22 protein-coding genes are annotated in these 16464 nt (G+C 59.9%); 20 read left to right on the forward strand and 2 right to left on the reverse strand.

Annotation, left to right across the window (positions count from 1 at the left end; all coding sequences use genetic code 11):
* Positions 1 to 44 precede the first annotated feature (44 nt).
* On the reverse strand, positions 45 to 692 hold the full coding sequence (locus tag IB252_RS05205) for a LexA family protein (protein WP_192407211.1): 648 nt from the start codon (positions 690 to 692) through the stop codon (positions 45 to 47).
* Positions 693 to 791: 99 nt separating this feature from the next.
* Between IB252_RS05205 and IB252_RS05210 the strand changes: the two genes are divergently transcribed.
* The 5 genes from IB252_RS05210 to IB252_RS05230 all read left to right on the forward strand — a co-directional run bounded on the left by IB252_RS05210 (position 792) and on the right by IB252_RS05230 (position 4661).
* A complete protein-coding gene (locus IB252_RS05210; RefSeq protein ID WP_192407213.1) occupies positions 792 to 1025 on the forward strand; it encodes a hypothetical protein in 234 nt (77 codons plus the stop codon).
* A gap of 330 nt (positions 1026 to 1355) precedes the next feature.
* The gene (locus IB252_RS05215; RefSeq protein ID WP_059181269.1) at positions 1356 to 1874 is read left to right on the forward strand and encodes a phage regulatory CII family protein; all 519 of its coding nucleotides are present in this window, start codon (positions 1356 to 1358) and stop codon (positions 1872 to 1874) included.
* Positions 1867 to 2094, forward strand: a complete 228-nt coding sequence (locus IB252_RS05220; RefSeq protein ID WP_192407214.1) for a TraR/DksA family transcriptional regulator — start codon at positions 1867 to 1869, stop codon at positions 2092 to 2094. Before IB252_RS05215 ends, IB252_RS05220 begins: the two co-directional genes overlap by 8 nt.
* On the forward strand, positions 2084 to 4303 hold the full coding sequence (locus IB252_RS05225; RefSeq protein ID WP_192407215.1) for a VapE domain-containing protein: 2220 nt from the start codon (positions 2084 to 2086) through the stop codon (positions 4301 to 4303). The genes IB252_RS05220 and IB252_RS05225 overlap by 11 nt, the downstream gene beginning before the upstream one ends.
* Positions 4296 to 4661 (forward strand): hypothetical protein, encoded by a 366-nt coding sequence (locus IB252_RS05230; RefSeq protein WP_192407216.1) that lies wholly within the window; start codon positions 4296 to 4298, stop codon positions 4659 to 4661. The genes IB252_RS05225 and IB252_RS05230 overlap by 8 nt, the downstream gene beginning before the upstream one ends.
* Before the next feature lie 507 nt (positions 4662 to 5168).
* Here the strand turns inward: IB252_RS05230 and IB252_RS05235 are convergent.
* Positions 5169 to 5465 carry a hypothetical protein gene (locus IB252_RS05235; RefSeq protein ID WP_192407217.1) on the reverse strand — a complete coding sequence of 99 codons (297 nt, stop codon included), beginning with the start codon at positions 5463 to 5465 and terminating at the stop codon, positions 5169 to 5171.
* 100 nt (positions 5466 to 5565) lie between these two features.
* Between IB252_RS05235 and IB252_RS05240 the strand changes: the two genes are divergently transcribed.
* The 15 genes from IB252_RS05240 (at position 5566) to IB252_RS05310 (ending at position 16463) form a co-directional block, all read left to right on the forward strand.
* Positions 5566 to 5910, forward strand: a complete 345-nt coding sequence (locus tag IB252_RS05240) for a phage holin family protein (protein ID WP_192407218.1) — start codon at positions 5566 to 5568, stop codon at positions 5908 to 5910.
* 164 nt (positions 5911 to 6074) lie between these two features.
* Positions 6075 to 6632, forward strand: coding sequence for a terminase small subunit (locus IB252_RS05245; RefSeq protein WP_192407219.1), 558 nt, complete (start codon positions 6075 to 6077; stop codon positions 6630 to 6632).
* 4 nt (positions 6633 to 6636) lie between these two features.
* Positions 6637 to 8652: a phage terminase large subunit family protein gene (locus IB252_RS05250; RefSeq protein ID WP_192407221.1), complete on the forward strand. Its 2016-nt coding sequence runs from the start codon at positions 6637 to 6639 to the stop codon at positions 8650 to 8652.
* A 1-nt stretch (position 8653) separates the two neighbouring features.
* On the forward strand, positions 8654 to 8860 hold the full coding sequence (locus IB252_RS05255) for a phage head-tail joining protein (protein ID WP_192407223.1): 207 nt from the start codon (positions 8654 to 8656) through the stop codon (positions 8858 to 8860).
* Positions 8861 to 8898: 38 nt separating this feature from the next.
* Positions 8899 to 10341, forward strand: coding sequence for a phage portal protein (locus tag IB252_RS05260; RefSeq protein WP_192407225.1), 1443 nt, complete (start codon positions 8899 to 8901; stop codon positions 10339 to 10341).
* Positions 10338 to 11492 (forward strand): head maturation protease, ClpP-related, encoded by a 1155-nt coding sequence (locus IB252_RS05265; RefSeq protein ID WP_192407227.1) that lies wholly within the window; start codon positions 10338 to 10340, stop codon positions 11490 to 11492. The genes IB252_RS05260 and IB252_RS05265 overlap by 4 nt, the downstream gene beginning before the upstream one ends.
* Positions 11489 to 11833 (forward strand): head decoration protein, encoded by a 345-nt coding sequence (locus tag IB252_RS05270; protein ID WP_192407230.1) that lies wholly within the window; start codon positions 11489 to 11491, stop codon positions 11831 to 11833. Before IB252_RS05265 ends, IB252_RS05270 begins: the two co-directional genes overlap by 4 nt.
* A gap of 62 nt (positions 11834 to 11895) precedes the next feature.
* Positions 11896 to 12891, forward strand: coding sequence for a major capsid protein (locus tag IB252_RS05275; RefSeq protein ID WP_192407232.1), 996 nt, complete (start codon positions 11896 to 11898; stop codon positions 12889 to 12891).
* A gap of 2 nt (positions 12892 to 12893) precedes the next feature.
* Entirely contained in the window at positions 12894 to 13214 is a 321-nt protein-coding gene (locus IB252_RS05280) for a hypothetical protein (protein ID WP_192407234.1), read from the forward strand.
* Positions 13211 to 13876 (forward strand): hypothetical protein, encoded by a 666-nt coding sequence (locus IB252_RS05285; protein WP_192407236.1) that lies wholly within the window; start codon positions 13211 to 13213, stop codon positions 13874 to 13876. Before IB252_RS05280 ends, IB252_RS05285 begins: the two co-directional genes overlap by 4 nt.
* Positions 13869 to 14384, forward strand: coding sequence for a hypothetical protein (locus IB252_RS05290; RefSeq protein WP_192407238.1), 516 nt, complete (start codon positions 13869 to 13871; stop codon positions 14382 to 14384). The genes IB252_RS05285 and IB252_RS05290 overlap by 8 nt, the downstream gene beginning before the upstream one ends.
* A gap of 29 nt (positions 14385 to 14413) precedes the next feature.
* Positions 14414 to 14947, forward strand: a complete 534-nt coding sequence (locus IB252_RS05295; protein WP_192407596.1) for a phage baseplate assembly protein V — start codon at positions 14414 to 14416, stop codon at positions 14945 to 14947.
* Positions 14948 to 15001: 54 nt separating this feature from the next.
* The gene (locus IB252_RS05300) at positions 15002 to 15253 is read left to right on the forward strand and encodes a hypothetical protein (RefSeq protein ID WP_192407240.1); all 252 of its coding nucleotides are present in this window, start codon (positions 15002 to 15004) and stop codon (positions 15251 to 15253) included.
* Between the two features lie 5 nt (positions 15254 to 15258).
* Positions 15259 to 15585, forward strand: a complete 327-nt coding sequence (locus IB252_RS05305) for a GPW/gp25 family protein (RefSeq protein WP_192407241.1) — start codon at positions 15259 to 15261, stop codon at positions 15583 to 15585.
* On the forward strand, positions 15582 to 16463 hold the full coding sequence (locus tag IB252_RS05310; protein ID WP_192407243.1) for a baseplate J/gp47 family protein: 882 nt from the start codon (positions 15582 to 15584) through the stop codon (positions 16461 to 16463). Before IB252_RS05305 ends, IB252_RS05310 begins: the two co-directional genes overlap by 4 nt.
* The last annotated feature ends 1 nt before the right edge of the window (position 16464 follow it).

Here is a 16464-nt window from a genome sequence, read left to right on the forward strand (position 1 = left end):
ATTGGCCAGATCTCGCGCGGTAAGCGACTAGTGCGGTCGCATTACTAAAGGTCTGATATTTTCCATCGGGCTCTGCCGCAAATACTCCATTCTTCCGTCATTCTAATAATGCGCTCAGGCCAATCTGGGTTGAGCGCGAATAGATATAATTCATTCCCTTCCTGCTTCAATTGTTTAAGCGTTGCTGCTTGGTCTCTTGTCCTTTTTGCCGCAACAAAGTGACCCGGAGATGCATCAAGCGAGGGGTCAATAACAATCTTATCCCCTTCCATAAACTTTGGTTCCATACTCATCCCTTCTACTCGGAGAATGAAAGCTCGAGGTCCTACCGGACCTGGAGCATCGATCCATTCTTCCGCATCTCTGGGATCGAAAGTGCCATGAGTGTCGCACCAAGCCCCAGCTGCTATTGATCCAATCACTGGCAATTTACGTCCGGTATGGCTAAGCACTGTCGCATTGTTGAATTCGCCTACTCCGTAAGGCATATCCAGATAGCCACCATGAAGATCCAGCGCCTTTTCAATCTCGCGCGCGATTTGATCACCAATACCTTTCGTAGGATTTTTACCGCCGAAGGCACTGACCTGAGCGGGAGCCTTGCCTAGGAGCTCGGCAATGTCTGTAAGCCGCAGCTTCCTCTCCTCGAGAATTCTTCGGAAATTTTGTAAGCGTGTGTCTGAGATTTTCATTGGCCAATTCTGGATGGATTAACCTTATGGGTGAATGCCCTGTTGGGTATTGAAAAAAATAACCATAAAGGTTAATTTGTGGTTCGGGAGGTACATTTGATGAAGCTACGCGACTACATAGGCGGTTTGGATTCACACGCGCTCGCGGCTTACGCCGGGCGATGCGGCATAGCTATCAGCTACCTACGTCTTCACGTCAAATATGCGAGCAAAGATCCAAGCGTCTCTTTGATCAAATCATTGACGCGTGAGAGTCAGGGTAATGTCTCACTTGCCGACGTGCTTGAGCATTTCGGAGTGACCGAGATTGGTATTGCAGGAAAAGCTGCATAGCAAGAAAAAAGGCGACCCAACGGCCGCCCAGTTCCTCCCGACACGCACCACCACAGCGCTGTCGGGTCGCGATAAAGATAGGTGGGCACACCACATGCTAACCACGTCTCTTTACCGCGCTTTCCAAGGCACGGATGCCTTGGTGTTGCTGCCTTTTCCACCACAGATTGGGCAGCTGTTGCGCCAGGGGTGAACAACGGATTGTTCGCCTCGGCACGGTGCCGGTGTCGATCCTGAAGATCTAGCCGGCTTTTGGGCCCTTTCAAGCCACGCGGCAAATGTACCACCACTGCATGTCGCGCGGCACTGGCAACCTTAAGGATTAATGCCATGAGCCGAATCGCTTTGAGTTCTGTAGAACGGGCGCAGCGGGAAATCCTGCCGCTCGATTTAGCGCTTTACCATGCTGCCCGGGACTATCCCGGCGGCGCTGCTGCAATTGCCGCCACCACCGGCAGAAACGCCACCACGCTGCAGCACAAGCTGTCTCCAACCCACCCCAGCCACACGGTGAACATTCAAGAGTTCGGCGAGATCCTGGAGCTGACTAAGGACCGCCGCATTCTCGATGCAGTGCATGCACTGGTTGGGGATACGACTTGGCAGGAGTTGGCCGAGGCATACACCAATGACATGCCCGAAACCTTGACCACCGGCATTGCTGAGTATTTCCGGCAGGTCGCGGATTTGGCTGAGACATGGGCCAAGAGCATTGGCGATGGCGTGGTGACGGACCACGAGCTGGCCGCGATTCGCCTGCAGGTGTTTCGCGGTATTCAAGGATTGCTGGGTATGTTCAACCGCGCCACCTACGTTAATCAAACAACGCGGGGTGTCGACCGTGGCTGATATTGCAGATTTCGCTAACGACCTGGTGCAGGAGCGTCTTGATCAGGCACTCGCTGCACGTAACGCCGCCAAGCCCGCTTCGGCGGCGCATTCATTTCTATTCTGTGAGGGGTGTGATGACCCGATACCGGAAGACCGTCGCTTAGCGCAGCCCGGTTGTTCGCAGTGCGTGCCTTGCCAATCTATCGAAGAATCGCGGGAGGCACGTCGTGCTCGATGAGGTATTGGGTCAATTCGCAGACTACGGCCTTGAGCCGGACCAACCGTTAATTTTTGGCAAGCTGACTCGCTGCAAGACTGCTCAGGACAAGGGCAAGGAAAAGAACGGTTGGTATATCGTCCATGAACATTGCACCGAAAAAGACGAAACGCTGATATTTGGCAGCTTCGGTGACTGGCGTTCGGGCGAAACGCAGAAGATCAAAGTGAAGGCGGGGCGGATATCGTCTGAAGAGCGTGAGGTCATGCGCGCTCGTCAGGAGGACGCTAAACGTCGCGCCGCCGAGATTGCGACCAATGCGGCACGTCGAGCGGCGAACCGGGCGGCGGGGCTGTTCAAGCGCATGCCCGAGAAGGGGCGTAGCGACTATCTGGACAGAAAACAAATTGTCGGTTTTGGTGTTCGTTACGCGCCGCGCACTGGCGCGTTTTTGGTGCCGATGTGCAATGTGCGGGATCAGATTGTCGGTCTGCAGGTGGTCTTTCCGGCGAAGCAGGAAGACACCGGTCGGGATAAATCCTACTGGCCTTACGGGATGTCGAAAGAGGGGGCTTTTCACCTAATCGGGCCTCACCCTGAACCGGGGGAGCCGGTGCTGGTATGTGAGGGTTACGCCACGGGCGCCAGTCTGCATATGGCGACCTCGCTGACGGTGGCCATCGCGTTCGATGCGGGCAATTTGCTAGTGGTGTGCAAGGCCATGCGTGAGCGCTTTCCGGGTTGCCCGCTGATTGTTTGTCGAGATGATGACTGGAAGACGAAACGTGCCAATGGTGATGCCTGGAACCCCGGTGAAGAGAAGGCGAACAATGCGGCACTGATCGTCGGTGGCCAGGTGGTCGCGCCGATCTTCTCCGGTGAGCGGGAGGACAAGTGGACAGACTTCAATGATCTGCATGTCGCCGAAGGCTTGGAGGCGGTCCGACGTCAGGTGCTGGCGGTGGTCAAGCCACCGGCTGCGGGTGGATGGAAAGACCAATTGGCTCGCACCGAAAGCGGCGCCCTGATCGCGCATATGCAGAACGTCGAGTTGATTCTTGGCAACGACGAGCGCTGGGCCGGAGTGATCACTTACAGCGCCTTCAGTTCGAAGAGCGTCAAGCTGCGTTCGGCCCCTTATGGCGGTGGTACGGGCGACTGGGCCGACATTGATGACGTTCGGGTGATGAAGTGGCTCGCGCAGCAATACAACCTACGGGTTAAGTCGACGCAGGTGATTGAGGCGGTGAGCGTTGTTGCTCATGACCATGCTTTTCATCCGGTGCGGGAGTACCTGCACAAGCTCGAATGGGACCGGGTGCCTCGGCTGGAAAGTTGGCTCACCGATGTCATGGGCGTGCAGGCCAGCGACTACTCGGCCAAGGTTGGTAAGCGCTGGTTGCTGTCGGCGGTGGGGCGGGTGATGCGGCCCGGCTGCAAGGCTGACTCGGTGATGATTCTGGAAGGCGCGCAGGGTGCTGGTAAGTCGACGGCGATGAGCATTCTCGGCGGCGAGTGGTTTATGGATACACCTTTCGCCCTGGGCGACAAGGACGGCTTTCAGGCTATTCGTGGCAAGTGGATTGTCGAGCTGGGGGAGCTGGATAGCTTTAACAAGGCTGAGAGTACCAAGGCCAAACAGTTCTTCTCGGCATCTACCGATACCTATCGCGAGAGCTACGGCCGCCGAACAAACGATGTGCCACGCCAGTGTGTGTTTGTGGGGACGACCAACCAAGACGAGTATCTCAAGGACGCCACCGGTAACCGGCGTTATTGGCCGGTGGCTTGTACCAAGGTCGACCTGGAGCTGCTGCGTGAGATCCGTGACCAGCTCTGGGCAGAAGCGATGTTTTGCTATGAGGCAGGCGATATCTGGTGGGTGACGCCTGATGAAGCGCCGACCTTTGCCGAGGCGCAGGAAGAACGTTTTGTGGTGGATGAGTGGGAAGGGCCAATCCTCACCTGGTTGGAAGAATCGCAGATCGGTGAAACCACATCTGGCAGTGAGGTGCTGACTATTGCGCTGAAGCTCGACTTCGGCCATTGGGGTAAGCCCGAGCAGATGCGTGTCGGGGCGATCATGCACCGACTTGGTTGGCGGCGTACTCGGATGCCGGCGCTGGCGAAAAGTGGGCAGCGTCCTTGGGCTTACAAGAAGCCGGCAGGTTGGGGTGGCGCTTCGGCGCTGAAGGTGGAACCGATCGAGGAGCCTTGCTTCGGTGATTAAGCGAATTGATGAAATGCTCAAGCTTTGGGCTGAGGATCTGCATTCTCCTGTGACCACGTACTCCGGTGGGCCGAGCGGCGGGAACATGATCGCCATGTTGATGGAGTGCAAAGGGGAGTTGATCCGTGGGACTCGCGGTAGTCGGGTGTTATTGGATGAGTCGGCGGATATTGAGCTGATTGTGAACAAGCATTTGGAGCCTCGCCTAGCGCAGGTGGTGAGGGAGCACTACTGCAACCATGAAAGCTTCATGCGGCAGAAGCTGCTGCACTGTGCCTGCAGCGTTCGCACTTACTATCTGCGTTTGCATGAGGCTCATGTGAACATCGAGGGAATGCTGATGGGGAAGGCTGCGTGACCCTGGGCATGACTTCGGCTGTTGCTGTCCCGCTTGCCCGCCTTGTCCTACTGCGTTTCAACGCGGTGGGACAAGCGCGGGCCTTGTCGTTGTTGGGCTGTCCCACCGTCCCGCCTTTCGGGGCCTCCCGCCCATGTGAGCGGAGCGGGCACCAGCACGCGCCCGTGGCGCGCACGCGTGTTATTCAATTTCTTCCTTTACACGAGAAAGTAGATAGAACAGTAGGGCAGTGGGGCGAGGCCCCGAATTTAGGCGCTCTCAGGCGTCCCACTTCGATTCTGAAAGGTGGGGCAAATGGGACAACGCAACAGCAACAGATAGCCGAGGTGGTGTATTCACCGACATTGCCTAGGCGTTCACCCTGCGTTACCCACTTATTCACCGGGTGGCATTAAAGTGGGGTTGCTGCCAGTAAAATCCACCTGTAAAAAGTAGTCATCTTCGATAGGTGCGACCGCAGAGAGCGGCAGGCGATACACAACAAACCCGGCCATTGCGCCGGGTTTTTTATTGCCCTGGCTTTTTGAACTCAAGTGAATAGCGCAGATATTTTCTCAAGAAAACGGCTACGCCCAACAAAACCAAGATGCCTACGGCTGTAACGTTCAAAACCACCACACGTTCAAAGTCATAGGGGGCAGTGCTCGTTGCCTCACGGTAGAAGCTGTAGATATGGCTGCATGTGAGCGCCGTCAGGCTGCACCAAACAGCGAATATCTTCAGATCAACAAGGCGTTTTTCGTTTATCGCAAAGTACATCAACACGCTAGAAACAACGGCTACCGCAAGTTCTGCTTTTCCCATTGAACACCTCGTTTGATATGGAGTGAAGAGCTTGAGGTTAAGTCCCTAGGTGTCCCGCAACAAGCAAATCGTTCAACCCACTATCGAGTCTGGAGCAGCAATGACAAACGAGCAGCAAGCGCTGGCAGAGATGCCAATCTGGTTAGTGATCGTCCTAGCTCTGGTCGGCGGTGTATCGGGTGAGATGTGGCGGGCAGACAAGGACGGGGCGAGAGGTTGGGCATTGTTACGGCGCCTGGCACTTCGGTCCGGTGCCTGCGTTGGTTGCGGACTTTCCACCATGATGTTGTTGCACGCCGCCGGGGTGTCGATCTGGACTGCGTCGGCGATGGGCTGCCTGACCGCAATGGCCGGCGCCGATGTTGCCATCGGGTTGTACGAACGCTGGGCCGCCAAGCGGCTGGGCGTCTGCGAAATGCCACCCTCAGACGGTGATCAGGGGTGATGCACCGAATTGGGGCGCCGAAAAACTGCCGGGGACCCTGGGGTTATCCGAGGGGTACGGGGTCGGAAACCCGCGGGAAAGTGTTAGCGGACAGTTCACCAGCTTAGTGAACTGGGGTGAACAGGTGAACCCCCGTATTCATTAGGTGAACAGGACATTCCATCATGACTGTAATCAGCAAAACGGAGTTTGCGGCACGGCGCGGCTGGGCGAAATCGTATGTTTCCAAGTTGGCGAATCAGGATCGGTTGGTACTGACTGACGATGGCAAGGTGGAGTTGGAAGCCACCGAAGCATTGCTGGCCGAGTCCGCCGATCCCAGCAAAGCCGCTGTCGCCAACCGACACGAACGGCTTCGCCTTCAAAAGGAGGCTGAAATCGCCGTCGAAGAACCTGCGGTGCCGCAAGTCGGGCAGGCGGTGGACTTCCAAAAGTCTCGGGCTCTGCGCGAGCACTACCTGGCCCTGCAAGAGCAAGCCAACTTCCACAAACAGCAGGGCACCTTGGTCGAGCGTATCGCGGTGGAAACCGGCGCCTTCAACGCAGGCCGCCTGTTGCGGGATCAACTGCTGGGTATGCCCCCGCAACTGGCACCGGAACTTGCCGTCATGACCGACCCCTGGCAAATCGAAAAGCACCTGACCGCCGCTATCCGTCGCTCGCTTGAGGATGCAGAACGCTTGTCCTCGGCGGATCTTGAGCACGCCCTGACCACGAGTTAAACCTATGCCCACGGAAATTCCTGACGGTGCTGAGGTGTACCGGGAGGCGTATTTTCGTGGGCTGCATCCTGACCCGGACGTCTGGGTCGATGAGTGGGCCGACGAGTACATGCGTATCCCGCGTGACACCGGTGCCGCTGAGCCAGGCCAGTACCGCACCTCGCGTACGCCGTATGCCCGTGAGCCGATGCGCTGCCTGTCGCCGGCTCATCCTTGCAAACGCGTGATCACCATGGTCGCGTCGCAGCTGATGAAAACGCAGATTGCCTTGAACTGGATTGGCGGCCTGATCCACATGGCGCCGTCGAACATCTTGACCCTTTTGCCGAGCCTCGGCCTGGCCAAGCGGGTGTCATCACGGATTGGCAAAACCATTAAGGCGACCCCGGTGCTGCGTGAACGGGTGGCGTCCAGCCGTTCGCGAGACTCACGCAACACTATGGACACCAAGGAGTTCGAGGGCGGGTCGTTGTACGTGACCACCGCCGGCTCGGCCGCCAACCTCTCGGAGCTGTCGGCGCGCTACGTTTACGGTGATGAGATCGATCGCTGGGAAGTGGACATCGGCGAAGAGGGCGACCCTATCGAGCTGGCGGAAACCCGAGGCAGTACCTTCGGCCGCAATGCGAAGTTCTACTTCTCCAGTTCGCCGACGATCAAGGGCGCCTCGCGGATCTCCGACCTGTTCGAGGGCAGCGACCAGCGTTACTACTACGTGCCGTGCCCGAGCTGCGGGCACATGCAAATTCTTGAGTGGGAGCGACTGCATTACTCAAAGGACTTTAGTGTCGTGCATTACCAGTGTGCCGGGCCTGAGTGCGACGTGCTGATCGATGAGTACCACAAGGGCGAGATGCTCGCCAAAGGTGAATGGCGTGCCCATGCCGAAGGCGATGGCGAGACGGTGGGCTTCCACCTCAACGCGCTGTATTCGCCGCTGGGCTGGATGGACTGGAAGTCACTGGCCAAACAATTCGAGAAGGCCAAGAAGGCCCAGGCCAAAGGCGATCTTGAGCCCATGCAGGTGTTCTACAACACCCGATTGGCGAAAGTTTGGGACAGCGCACAAGAGCAAACCAAAGCCGATGTGCTGAGGCAGCGAGCGCGGTTGGAAGGCTTCACCCTCGGCTCACTGCCGGCGGCGGTGCTGATGATCACCGGCTCCGTCGACGTCCAGGCCAACCGCTTGGAGTTCATGGCGATGGGTTGGGGCGTCGGCATGGAGCGTTGGGTCGTCGATTACCAGGTGGTCTCGGGTGATCCCGCAGACGAACGCACCTGGGCGGCCTTGGACGAACTGCTCAAAGCTAAGTATCGCCATCCGTGCGGTGTTGGTCTGGGCGTTCTGGCTACCGCTGTCGACTCCGGTGGCCACCACACCGATGAGGTCTATCAGTTCTGCCGCGTTCGCCGCTGGCGGAATGTGTTCGCCATCAAGGGCGCGAGCAAACCCGGGAAACCGGTGATTGCTCAACGCCCGTCGATGGTTGACGTGACCTGGAAGGGCCAGACCGAACGCAACGGCGCCGAGCTGTGGTTCGTCGGTACCGACACGGCCAAGGACTGGATCTACAACCGTTATTCGTTCCCTTCCGGGCCAGGTGCGTTGCACTTTGCCAATGACCTGCCGGACGACTTCTTTGATCAGTGCGTCGCGGAGCGCAAGGTGGCGCGCTACATCCGTGGCCACAAGCGCATCGAGTGGGTCAAGGGCAAGGCCGAGCGCAACGAAGCGCTCGACTTGATGGTGTATTGCCTGGCCATGGCGCATTACCTGGGCCTCAACCGTTACAAGGAACACGACTGGGAGCGCGTGCGTCAGTCCCTGGCGCAGTCTGGTCTGTTCGACGATGCCTTGGGCATCAAGCCTGTTCAAGGCAAACGTGTTACCGGACCCGCAACACCCGTTGCTGCACCGCAATCGGCTCCACAACTTACTGCGCCGATCGTGCCATCGCGGCCGGCAGCACCGCCACCTCAACGCCGCAGCTCCACCAGCGGTTACCTGAAGAGACGCTGATATGTCCTTTACCCAAAAGCACCTCGACGCGGTTGAGGCGGCCATCGCACGCGGTGAAAAAGTCGTGCGCTACACCGACCGTACCGTGGAATACCGCACCATCGACGAACTGCTCAAGGCGCGCGATCAGATCCGCACTTCGCTGGTCAACTCCGCCGGGCCGCGCTCGCGCGTGGTCAGGCTGTGCCACGGAGGCAAAGGAGTCTAATGGCCCGCCACTATCCGACGCTGACCCGTAACTGATTCGTGTTGCCGTCGAACATCAAGGCCAGTTACGAAGGCGCTGGAGAGGGCCGACGATCCACTGGCTGGGATGCTCCCGACAACGGCGTCAACAGCATCAATACTCCGGCACTGCGTAACTTGCGTTCGCGTTCCCGGGCAGCGGTTCGCAATGACCCGTATGCCTTCAATGTGATCGACAAACGCGTCAGTAATTTGATCGGTACCGGCATCACGCCGCGCCCGAAAACCGACGACGAAGCCCTGCGCAAATTGCTGCAGGAACTCTGGGAGGACTGGGTCGATGAATCGGACGCCGATGAGCGCACCGATTTCTACGGCCAGCAGGCGCTGGCGGCGCGCACGGTTGAAACCTCAGGCGAGTGTTTTGTGCGGTTGCGTCCGCGCAGTTTGGACGAAGGCCTCGCGGTACCGCTGCAGCTGCAGATCCTCGCGCCGGAGTTCGTCCCGCATGACAAGTTCGAGACCACCAAAACCGGCAACCTCATCCGCGCCGGCATCGAGTTCACCCCGGATGGCAAGCGGGTGGCGTACTGGATGTACCTGTCACATCCGCGTGACGCGTCGTCGCTGAACGCCGGTTACAACCAGTTGGTGCGCGTGCCGGCCTCGCAGGTGCTGCATATCTTTGAGCCGGTCGAGCCTGGCCAGTTGCGCGGTGTACCGCGTTTGTCACCGGTGCTCAAGCGCCTGCGCAGTCTCGACAACTACGACGACGCGGTGTTGTTTCGCCAAGAGGTGGCCAACCTGTTTGCCGGATTTATCAGTCGCCCGGCACCGGACTCCGGACAGGCTCCGAGAGATCCGGTGACCGGTCAATTGTTGAGTCTTGATCGTGATGGCTTCACCCCGATGGTTGCGCTGGAGCCCGGCACCATGCAGGAGCTGGGGCCGGGTGAAGAGGTGGAGTTCTCCAAGCCGCCGGACGCCGGCAACAACTACCCGGACTTCATGCGGCAGCAGTTGATGGCCGCAGCAGCGGGGACGGGCACGCCTTACGAGATCCTCACCGGCGACATGCGTGAGGTCAACGACCGGGCGCTGCGTGTGGTGCTCAACGAGTTTCGGCGCCGTCTGGAACAACTGCAATTTGGTGTTTACGTCCACCAGCTCTGCCGCCCAGTGCGGGCCGCCTGGATGGACATGGCCGTGTTGTCCGGTGTCCTGGTGCTGGCCGATTACGCGCAAAAGCGTCGCAATTACCTGCGGACCCGCTGGGTGCCGCAAGGCTGGGCCTACATCCAGCCCGTGCAGGACGTACAGGCGCGGCGCATGGAAGTGCAGGCGGGCTTTGCCTCGCGCAGCGAGATGGTCCTGCGCACCGGCTACGACGCCGAAACGGTCGACGCGGAAAACGCCGCCGATCTGGCGCGGGCCACGCGACTGGGCCTCAACTACAACACTCTCGACGCCGTCGAGCCCATCGACGACAAGGAGCAACCATGAGCAAAAAAGCGCGACCGCGCATCTACAACCGCGCTGGCCAGCGGGTGCAGGTCAAAGACAAAACCTGGTACGCCGTGCACGCCAGTGGCGAGGCCACCGAGCGGGTGATTGAGGTCTTCGTCTACGGCGAGATCGGTGCCTGGGGTGTGACGGCCAATCAGTTCGTGCAGGATCTGCGCGCCATGGACGACGGCGTCTCGGAAGTAGTCGCCGCGTTCAACAGCGTCGGCGGCGACCTGTTCGACGGCTTGGCCATGCACAACGCGTTGAGGCGTTTGGGCGCGCGGTGTACCGGGCGGATTGATGCTTTGGCCGCCAGTGCGGCCAGCGTCGCGGTGTGCGGCGCGCATAAGGTCGTCATCGCCGAAAGCGCGATATTGATGATCCATAACCCCTGGACCTACGCGGCCGGCGATGCCGAAGACTTCCGCAAGGTGGCCGACGTTCTCGACCAGACCATGGAAGCCATCATCGCGGCCTACAAAGCCAAGGCGTCGAACATTGATGAGGTTGAATTGCGGCGGCTGGTCGCTGCTGAAACCTGGCTCACCGCGAATGAGGCCCTGGCCCTGGGCCTTGCCGATGAAATCGGCGACGGGATCAAGGTTAAGGCTTGTCTCGGGCAGGGGGGCGTGTTGCAGCGTTACCAGCATGCACCGGCTGAGCTGCTGGCCCAGCTCGATGAGCCACCCGAAGCGGATCCGGAACTGGAGGTTGAGACTCCACCGCTGGTACCGCCGGTGGTCGACTCGACCAAGTTGGCTCTGATGATCACTCAGCGTTGCACCGAGGCGGGGGTCAGCAACCTGGTTGCGCCGTTGCTCAGTGCGACCAAGCTTGAAAGCGAAGAGATCGTCCTGGCTGGCCTGGCCCGTGCCAAGGCGGTGAATGACCTTTGCGTGGCTGCACGCTTGCCGGAGTTCAGTGCCGAATACGTGGCGGCTGGATTGGATGCAGCGGCAGTGCGGGCGCGCTTGTTCGACAAGATTGTCAGCAGCGGCAAAGGCTTCGAGATCGACAACAGCTTGCCGCTGGACAACGACCCGGCGCCGAAGGTGCTGGCCAAACAAACTGATCCCACCTCGATCTGGGCCGCTCGACAAGCCGCTCACTCTGGAACTGCGCACGGCGCGAAAGGAGCAAGACCATGACCATCAAAAAAGAACCGATCCACGCCGGTGAGTTTCTGCTGTCTGAAGGGGCGGGGAACATTTCGCGTGAGTCGATCAACGTCGCAGCCGGCCCGGCACTGTACCCGGGCCAGGTCCTCGGCCTGGTGACGGCCACCAGCGAATTCGCGCCGTACGCTCCGGCGGCCGAAGACGGTACTCAGGCGGCCGTGGCGATTCTCTTCGGTCCGCTGGGTGAGTCGGATGTGGTGCGCCGTGGTCGCGCGGTGGTGCGATTGGCGGAAGTCAGTGAAGCGCACCTGACCGGACTCGACGCCGACGCTGAAAAAGACTTGGCCGCCCATTTCCTGATCGTTCGATAAGTCGATCAGCCCACTGCATGCACCCCGCCTTGAGCGGGGTTTTTCATTTCTGGAGAGTACCCATGGCCGATATCGCCATTTTTGACGACGAAGCGTTTACCGTTACCGCGCTCACCGCTGCACTCAACGAACAACCGTACCTGCCGGGCCGCATCAGTGCGCTGGGCCTGTTTCGCGAGGAAGGGGTTACGACCCTGACCGTGCAGATTGAAAAGGACGGCGACACCCTGGCATTGGTACCGGCCGGTGAGCGCGGTAGTTCTGGTCTGGTGGTTGCGGCCAGCAAGCGCAACCTGATTCCGTTCAACACCGTCCACTTGCCAGAGCGTTTCACCATCAAAGCCGACGAGATCCAGGGCATTCGCGCCTTCGGGACTCGCACCGAGCTGCAGGCGGTGCAAGACGTGGTCAATGCCCGCTTGGCTAAAGCGCGTCGGCAGTTGGATGCCACGCACGAGTTCCAGCGCATGGGTGCCCTGAATGGCCTGATCCTCGACGCCGATGGCCAAACACCGCTGTTGGACATCTATGCATCCTTCGGAGTGCAGCGTCAGAAGCTGCCCATGGGCCTGGCTGATCAGAGTACCGAGCTGCGGGTGAAGTGCGGCGAAGCACTGGATATGCAAGAGGATGCGCTGGGCAGTGTGACCAGTACCGGCTCTCGCGCCTTCTGCGGCAAGAACTTCTGGAATAAGTTGATCGTTCACAAGGCAGTCAAAGAAACCTACCTCAACAGCCAGCAAGCGGCAGCGTTGCGCGGTGACGCTCGGGAGAGCTTCGAGTTCGGCGGCATTGTCTGGGAGCGCTACCGTGGCAAGGTGGCGGGTGTGTCTTTCGTCCACGACGACAAGGCGTTGCTGATCCCTGAGGGTGTGCCTGATCTGTACATCTCGGTGTTTGCTCCGGCGGACTACATGGAAACGGTCAACACTCAGGGAATCCCTTACTACAGCATGATCGAGCCGCTGCCGTTCAACAAAGGCATGGCCGGGGAAGCGCAGTCCAACCCGCTGCACCTGTGCACCCGACCTCGCGCCCAGATCCTCCTGGAGCTCTGACCATGGGCTTTCGCGATCTGATCGCCGAGATCGACGCGGTGGTGTTCGAAACGCTGGGCGACACCGCACGGATCGAGGGTCGCGAGGAGCCGGTGTTCGGTATGTTTGCCGCGCCCTGGTTGCAGCCGAAGTTCGGCAAGCTCAACACTGGCTTGCGTGAGCCGCGTTTCGAGATCCGCGTCAGCGATTCGCAGGGCCTGGTGCAGGGCCTGTTGGTCAGTATCGATTTGCCCGCCTTGGATGGCGGCGGCGATTACGACCTGCTGCAGCTGGAGCCGAGCGGTGACGGTCTGGTCGCCTTGATCCTGAGGATGCGCCCATGAGTGTCGGTAGCTATTTCAAACCCTCGGCCGGCGGCGGGATGATTTCCATCCAGTCCTCGGCCGCGGACCTTCAGGCGTTCCAAGACTTTGCCAAGTTGGTACCCAAGGCGGCGGCAACGGCGCACCGACGCGCGATCAACAAGACGTTGGGTTGGTTGCGCACGCACATCGCCCGGGCCGTCAGCCGGCAGGAGCGCATCGCGGTCGCGGCGGTGCGTCAACGCTTGCGCAGTTACCCAGTCTCCGGCGGGGCTACGAGCGGCAAGCTGTGGTTCGGTTTGAACGCCATCGAGTCCAGTCGGATCGGCCGAGCACGGCAGACTGGCAGTGGCGTCTCGGTAGCCGGGCGGCGTTACCAGGGTGCGTTCCTGAAGAAGGTCTACGGCAACAAGCCCGACATCTGGATTCGCACGGCAAGCAAGCACTTCAACGCGGACGACTACCCCGACAGCACGGTGTCCCCGGGTCGCGGGCCAAGTTCGGGGTGGGTGGCGGAAAATGGCAGTCGCTTTCCGTTGGCCAAGGCGAAAGTCTCGCTGGAGCAGGCGCGGCCACACTTCGATAGCTGGGTACAGAAGGCGGATGAGCGCTTGCTGGAGATCCTGAAACAGGAGCTCAACTTTGAGCTGCAGAAGTACCTCAAGAGGATAGGCAATGTCTGATGAGACTTTGAGCCTGGACCAGCTTTATCAGGCGGTTGAACAGCATCTGACGACCCATCTACCAGGCGTGCAGGCCGTGACGGTCTGGCCGAACATTTCGGACCGCGTTGCGCTGCCGGCGGTTTTTCTGGAGCTGGCCGAGGTCGAGCCGGGTACCGACATTGGCACGGGTGAAACCACGTTGGTGTGCAGGTTTGAGGCGCGCATCATCGTCGATCCGATCAAGCCGCACCATCAACGGCAGGCCGTGCAATTGGCGACCCAGCTCGCCGTGTTGCTGCGCGCACAGACGTGGGGGTTACCGGTCGAACCCGCCGAGTTCGTACAAGCGCAGCAGGACTGGACCCAGCCGCACCTGGATGGCTACACCGTGTGGCTGGTGGAGTGGACTCAACAGGTGTACCTCGGTGTTGAGGAGTGGCCTTGGCCTGATCAGCCGCCGGGCATGCTGCTGGTTGGGTTTAACAACGATGTCAAAGAGGACTTTGTCCCGGCGGAGGACATGTGAGCGGCTACGCAGTTGCTCAGCATGACCGCATGCTCGCCGGGGTGGTCAAGGCTTGTTATGTGGTTGGGTTGGACTTGGCCGCCTCCCCGCCGGCGTGTCGTGTCTCCGATGGCGAATGGACCAGCGCCTGGGTGCGCTGGCACAGCATCGCTGCCGGCAAGGCCAGGCACTGGCGGGCGCCGTCCATGGGCGAGCAGGGGACGTTGGTCAGTGCCAGTGGTGACGTTTCACAAGGCACGTTTATCCCGGGCCTGTACGGTAATGCCGGCCCACCGCCGGATAACCGCGACCATGTGGAAGTCTGGCGCTTTGATGATGGCGGTTCGTTGATCTACGACTGGCAGGCCAAGAGCTACAGCATCACCCTGCCCAGCGGTACGGTGACCATCAAAGTCGCCAGCACGGAGGCGGTCATCACGGACAGTGCTGTGAACGTGACCACCGGCAATATCAACTTGACAGCGGCGGTGACCATCGACGGCGCATTACACGTCACCAAGGGCATCACCAGTGCCGGCGCGATCATCGACGCCGGTGGCAACAGCAACCACCACACGCATTAATTTCAACCCACGACAGCCCGCCCAGTGCGGGCTTTTTCACGCCTGGAGAAACACATGGCCAAGATCGTCGACATGCCTGTCACCGACGAACAGGTGTTCGCATCATCGATGCGGGAACCGCTACTGCTAACGACACCGGAGGTTTTGAAGTTTCGCGACAAGGTCTATACGTCGCGCACTCTGATCATCCCTGAAACCGACCGCACCCTACCGGTGAGCAAGGGGCTTGTAGAGGTTCTGGTATCCGATACCGACGCCGTCAAGTTCCTGAAAGCCAGCGCCGAATTTGAGCCCGCGAAGGAGTGATTTAGATGATCGGAATGGACCGCCACACCGGCCAACCCATTTCCGGCATCGCTCACTTGCGGCAATCCGTACCGGACATCTTGGGCACGCCGCTCGGCAGTCGCCGGCATCGGATGGATTACGGCAGCAAGCTCCGGCGGTTCATTGACTTGCCCGTCAATGAGGGTTGGAAAAGCGCCGTACAGGCTGAAATCGCCCGTGCCTTGGGGCGCTGGGAGCCGCGTTTGAAACTGGATCAGGTGCGTGTCATTTCCGTTATAGGCGGGCAAATCAACCTGAAGATTGTCGGCGAGTACCTGGGCGACGGCGTCACGTTGGAGGTAGCCGTATGAGTATCGTGGATCTGTCGTCGCTGCCAGCGCCGACTGTGTTGGAACCTCTGGACTTCGAAGAGGTTTATCAGGAAGGGCTGGGCATCTTTCGCGGGTACATGGGCGGTAACTGGACCGCCGCGCTGGAAAGCGATCCGGTGGTGAAGGTGCTGGAGGTCGGCGCATACATCAAGGTCGGCAACCGCGCCCGGGTCAATGACGCCGGCAAGGCGGTATTGCTGGCGCACGCCATAAAGGGCGACCTCGATCACCTGGGGGCCAACGTCAATCTGAAGCGCCTGGTCATTCAAGCCAAGGATCTGCTGGTAGTGCCGCCGGTGCCGGAGGTCAAGGAGGAGGACGACCCGTTTCGCGAGCGTATCCAGTTGGCCTATGAGGGGTTGACCACAGCCGGCCCGCGTAACAGTTACATCCTGCACGCTCGCAACGCCTCGGGGTTGGTGGCGGATGCCACGGCCGAAAGCCCGGCGCCTTGTTACGTTACGGTAACGGTGCTGTGTTTGGACGGGCAGGGCGTGGCGCCGCCGGAGCTGCTGGCCACGGTGGCCGCCACGCTGAATGACGACGACGTGCGGCCGGTGGGGGATCGGGTGACGGTGCAGAGCGCCCAAGTGATCCCCTACCAAATTAACGCGATTCTGCACATGGCCAGCGCCGGCCCCGAAGCGGATGCCAGTTTGGCCGAAGCCAAAAGCCGATTGGCGGCCTGGATCAATCCGCGCAAGCGGCTGGGCATCGAGGTCGCGCGCTCCGGTGTCGACGCTCAATTGCACGTTGCCGGTGTTTCTCGGGTTGAGCTGATCGGCTGGCAGGACTTGGCCCCGACCAAGGCTCAGGCGGCGTTCTGTACGGGCTACACCGTGACGCTGGCGGGCTGAC

Source organism: Pseudomonas sp. PDM10, assembly GCF_014852295.1.
Lineage (GTDB): Bacteria > Pseudomonadota > Gammaproteobacteria > Pseudomonadales > Pseudomonadaceae > Aquipseudomonas.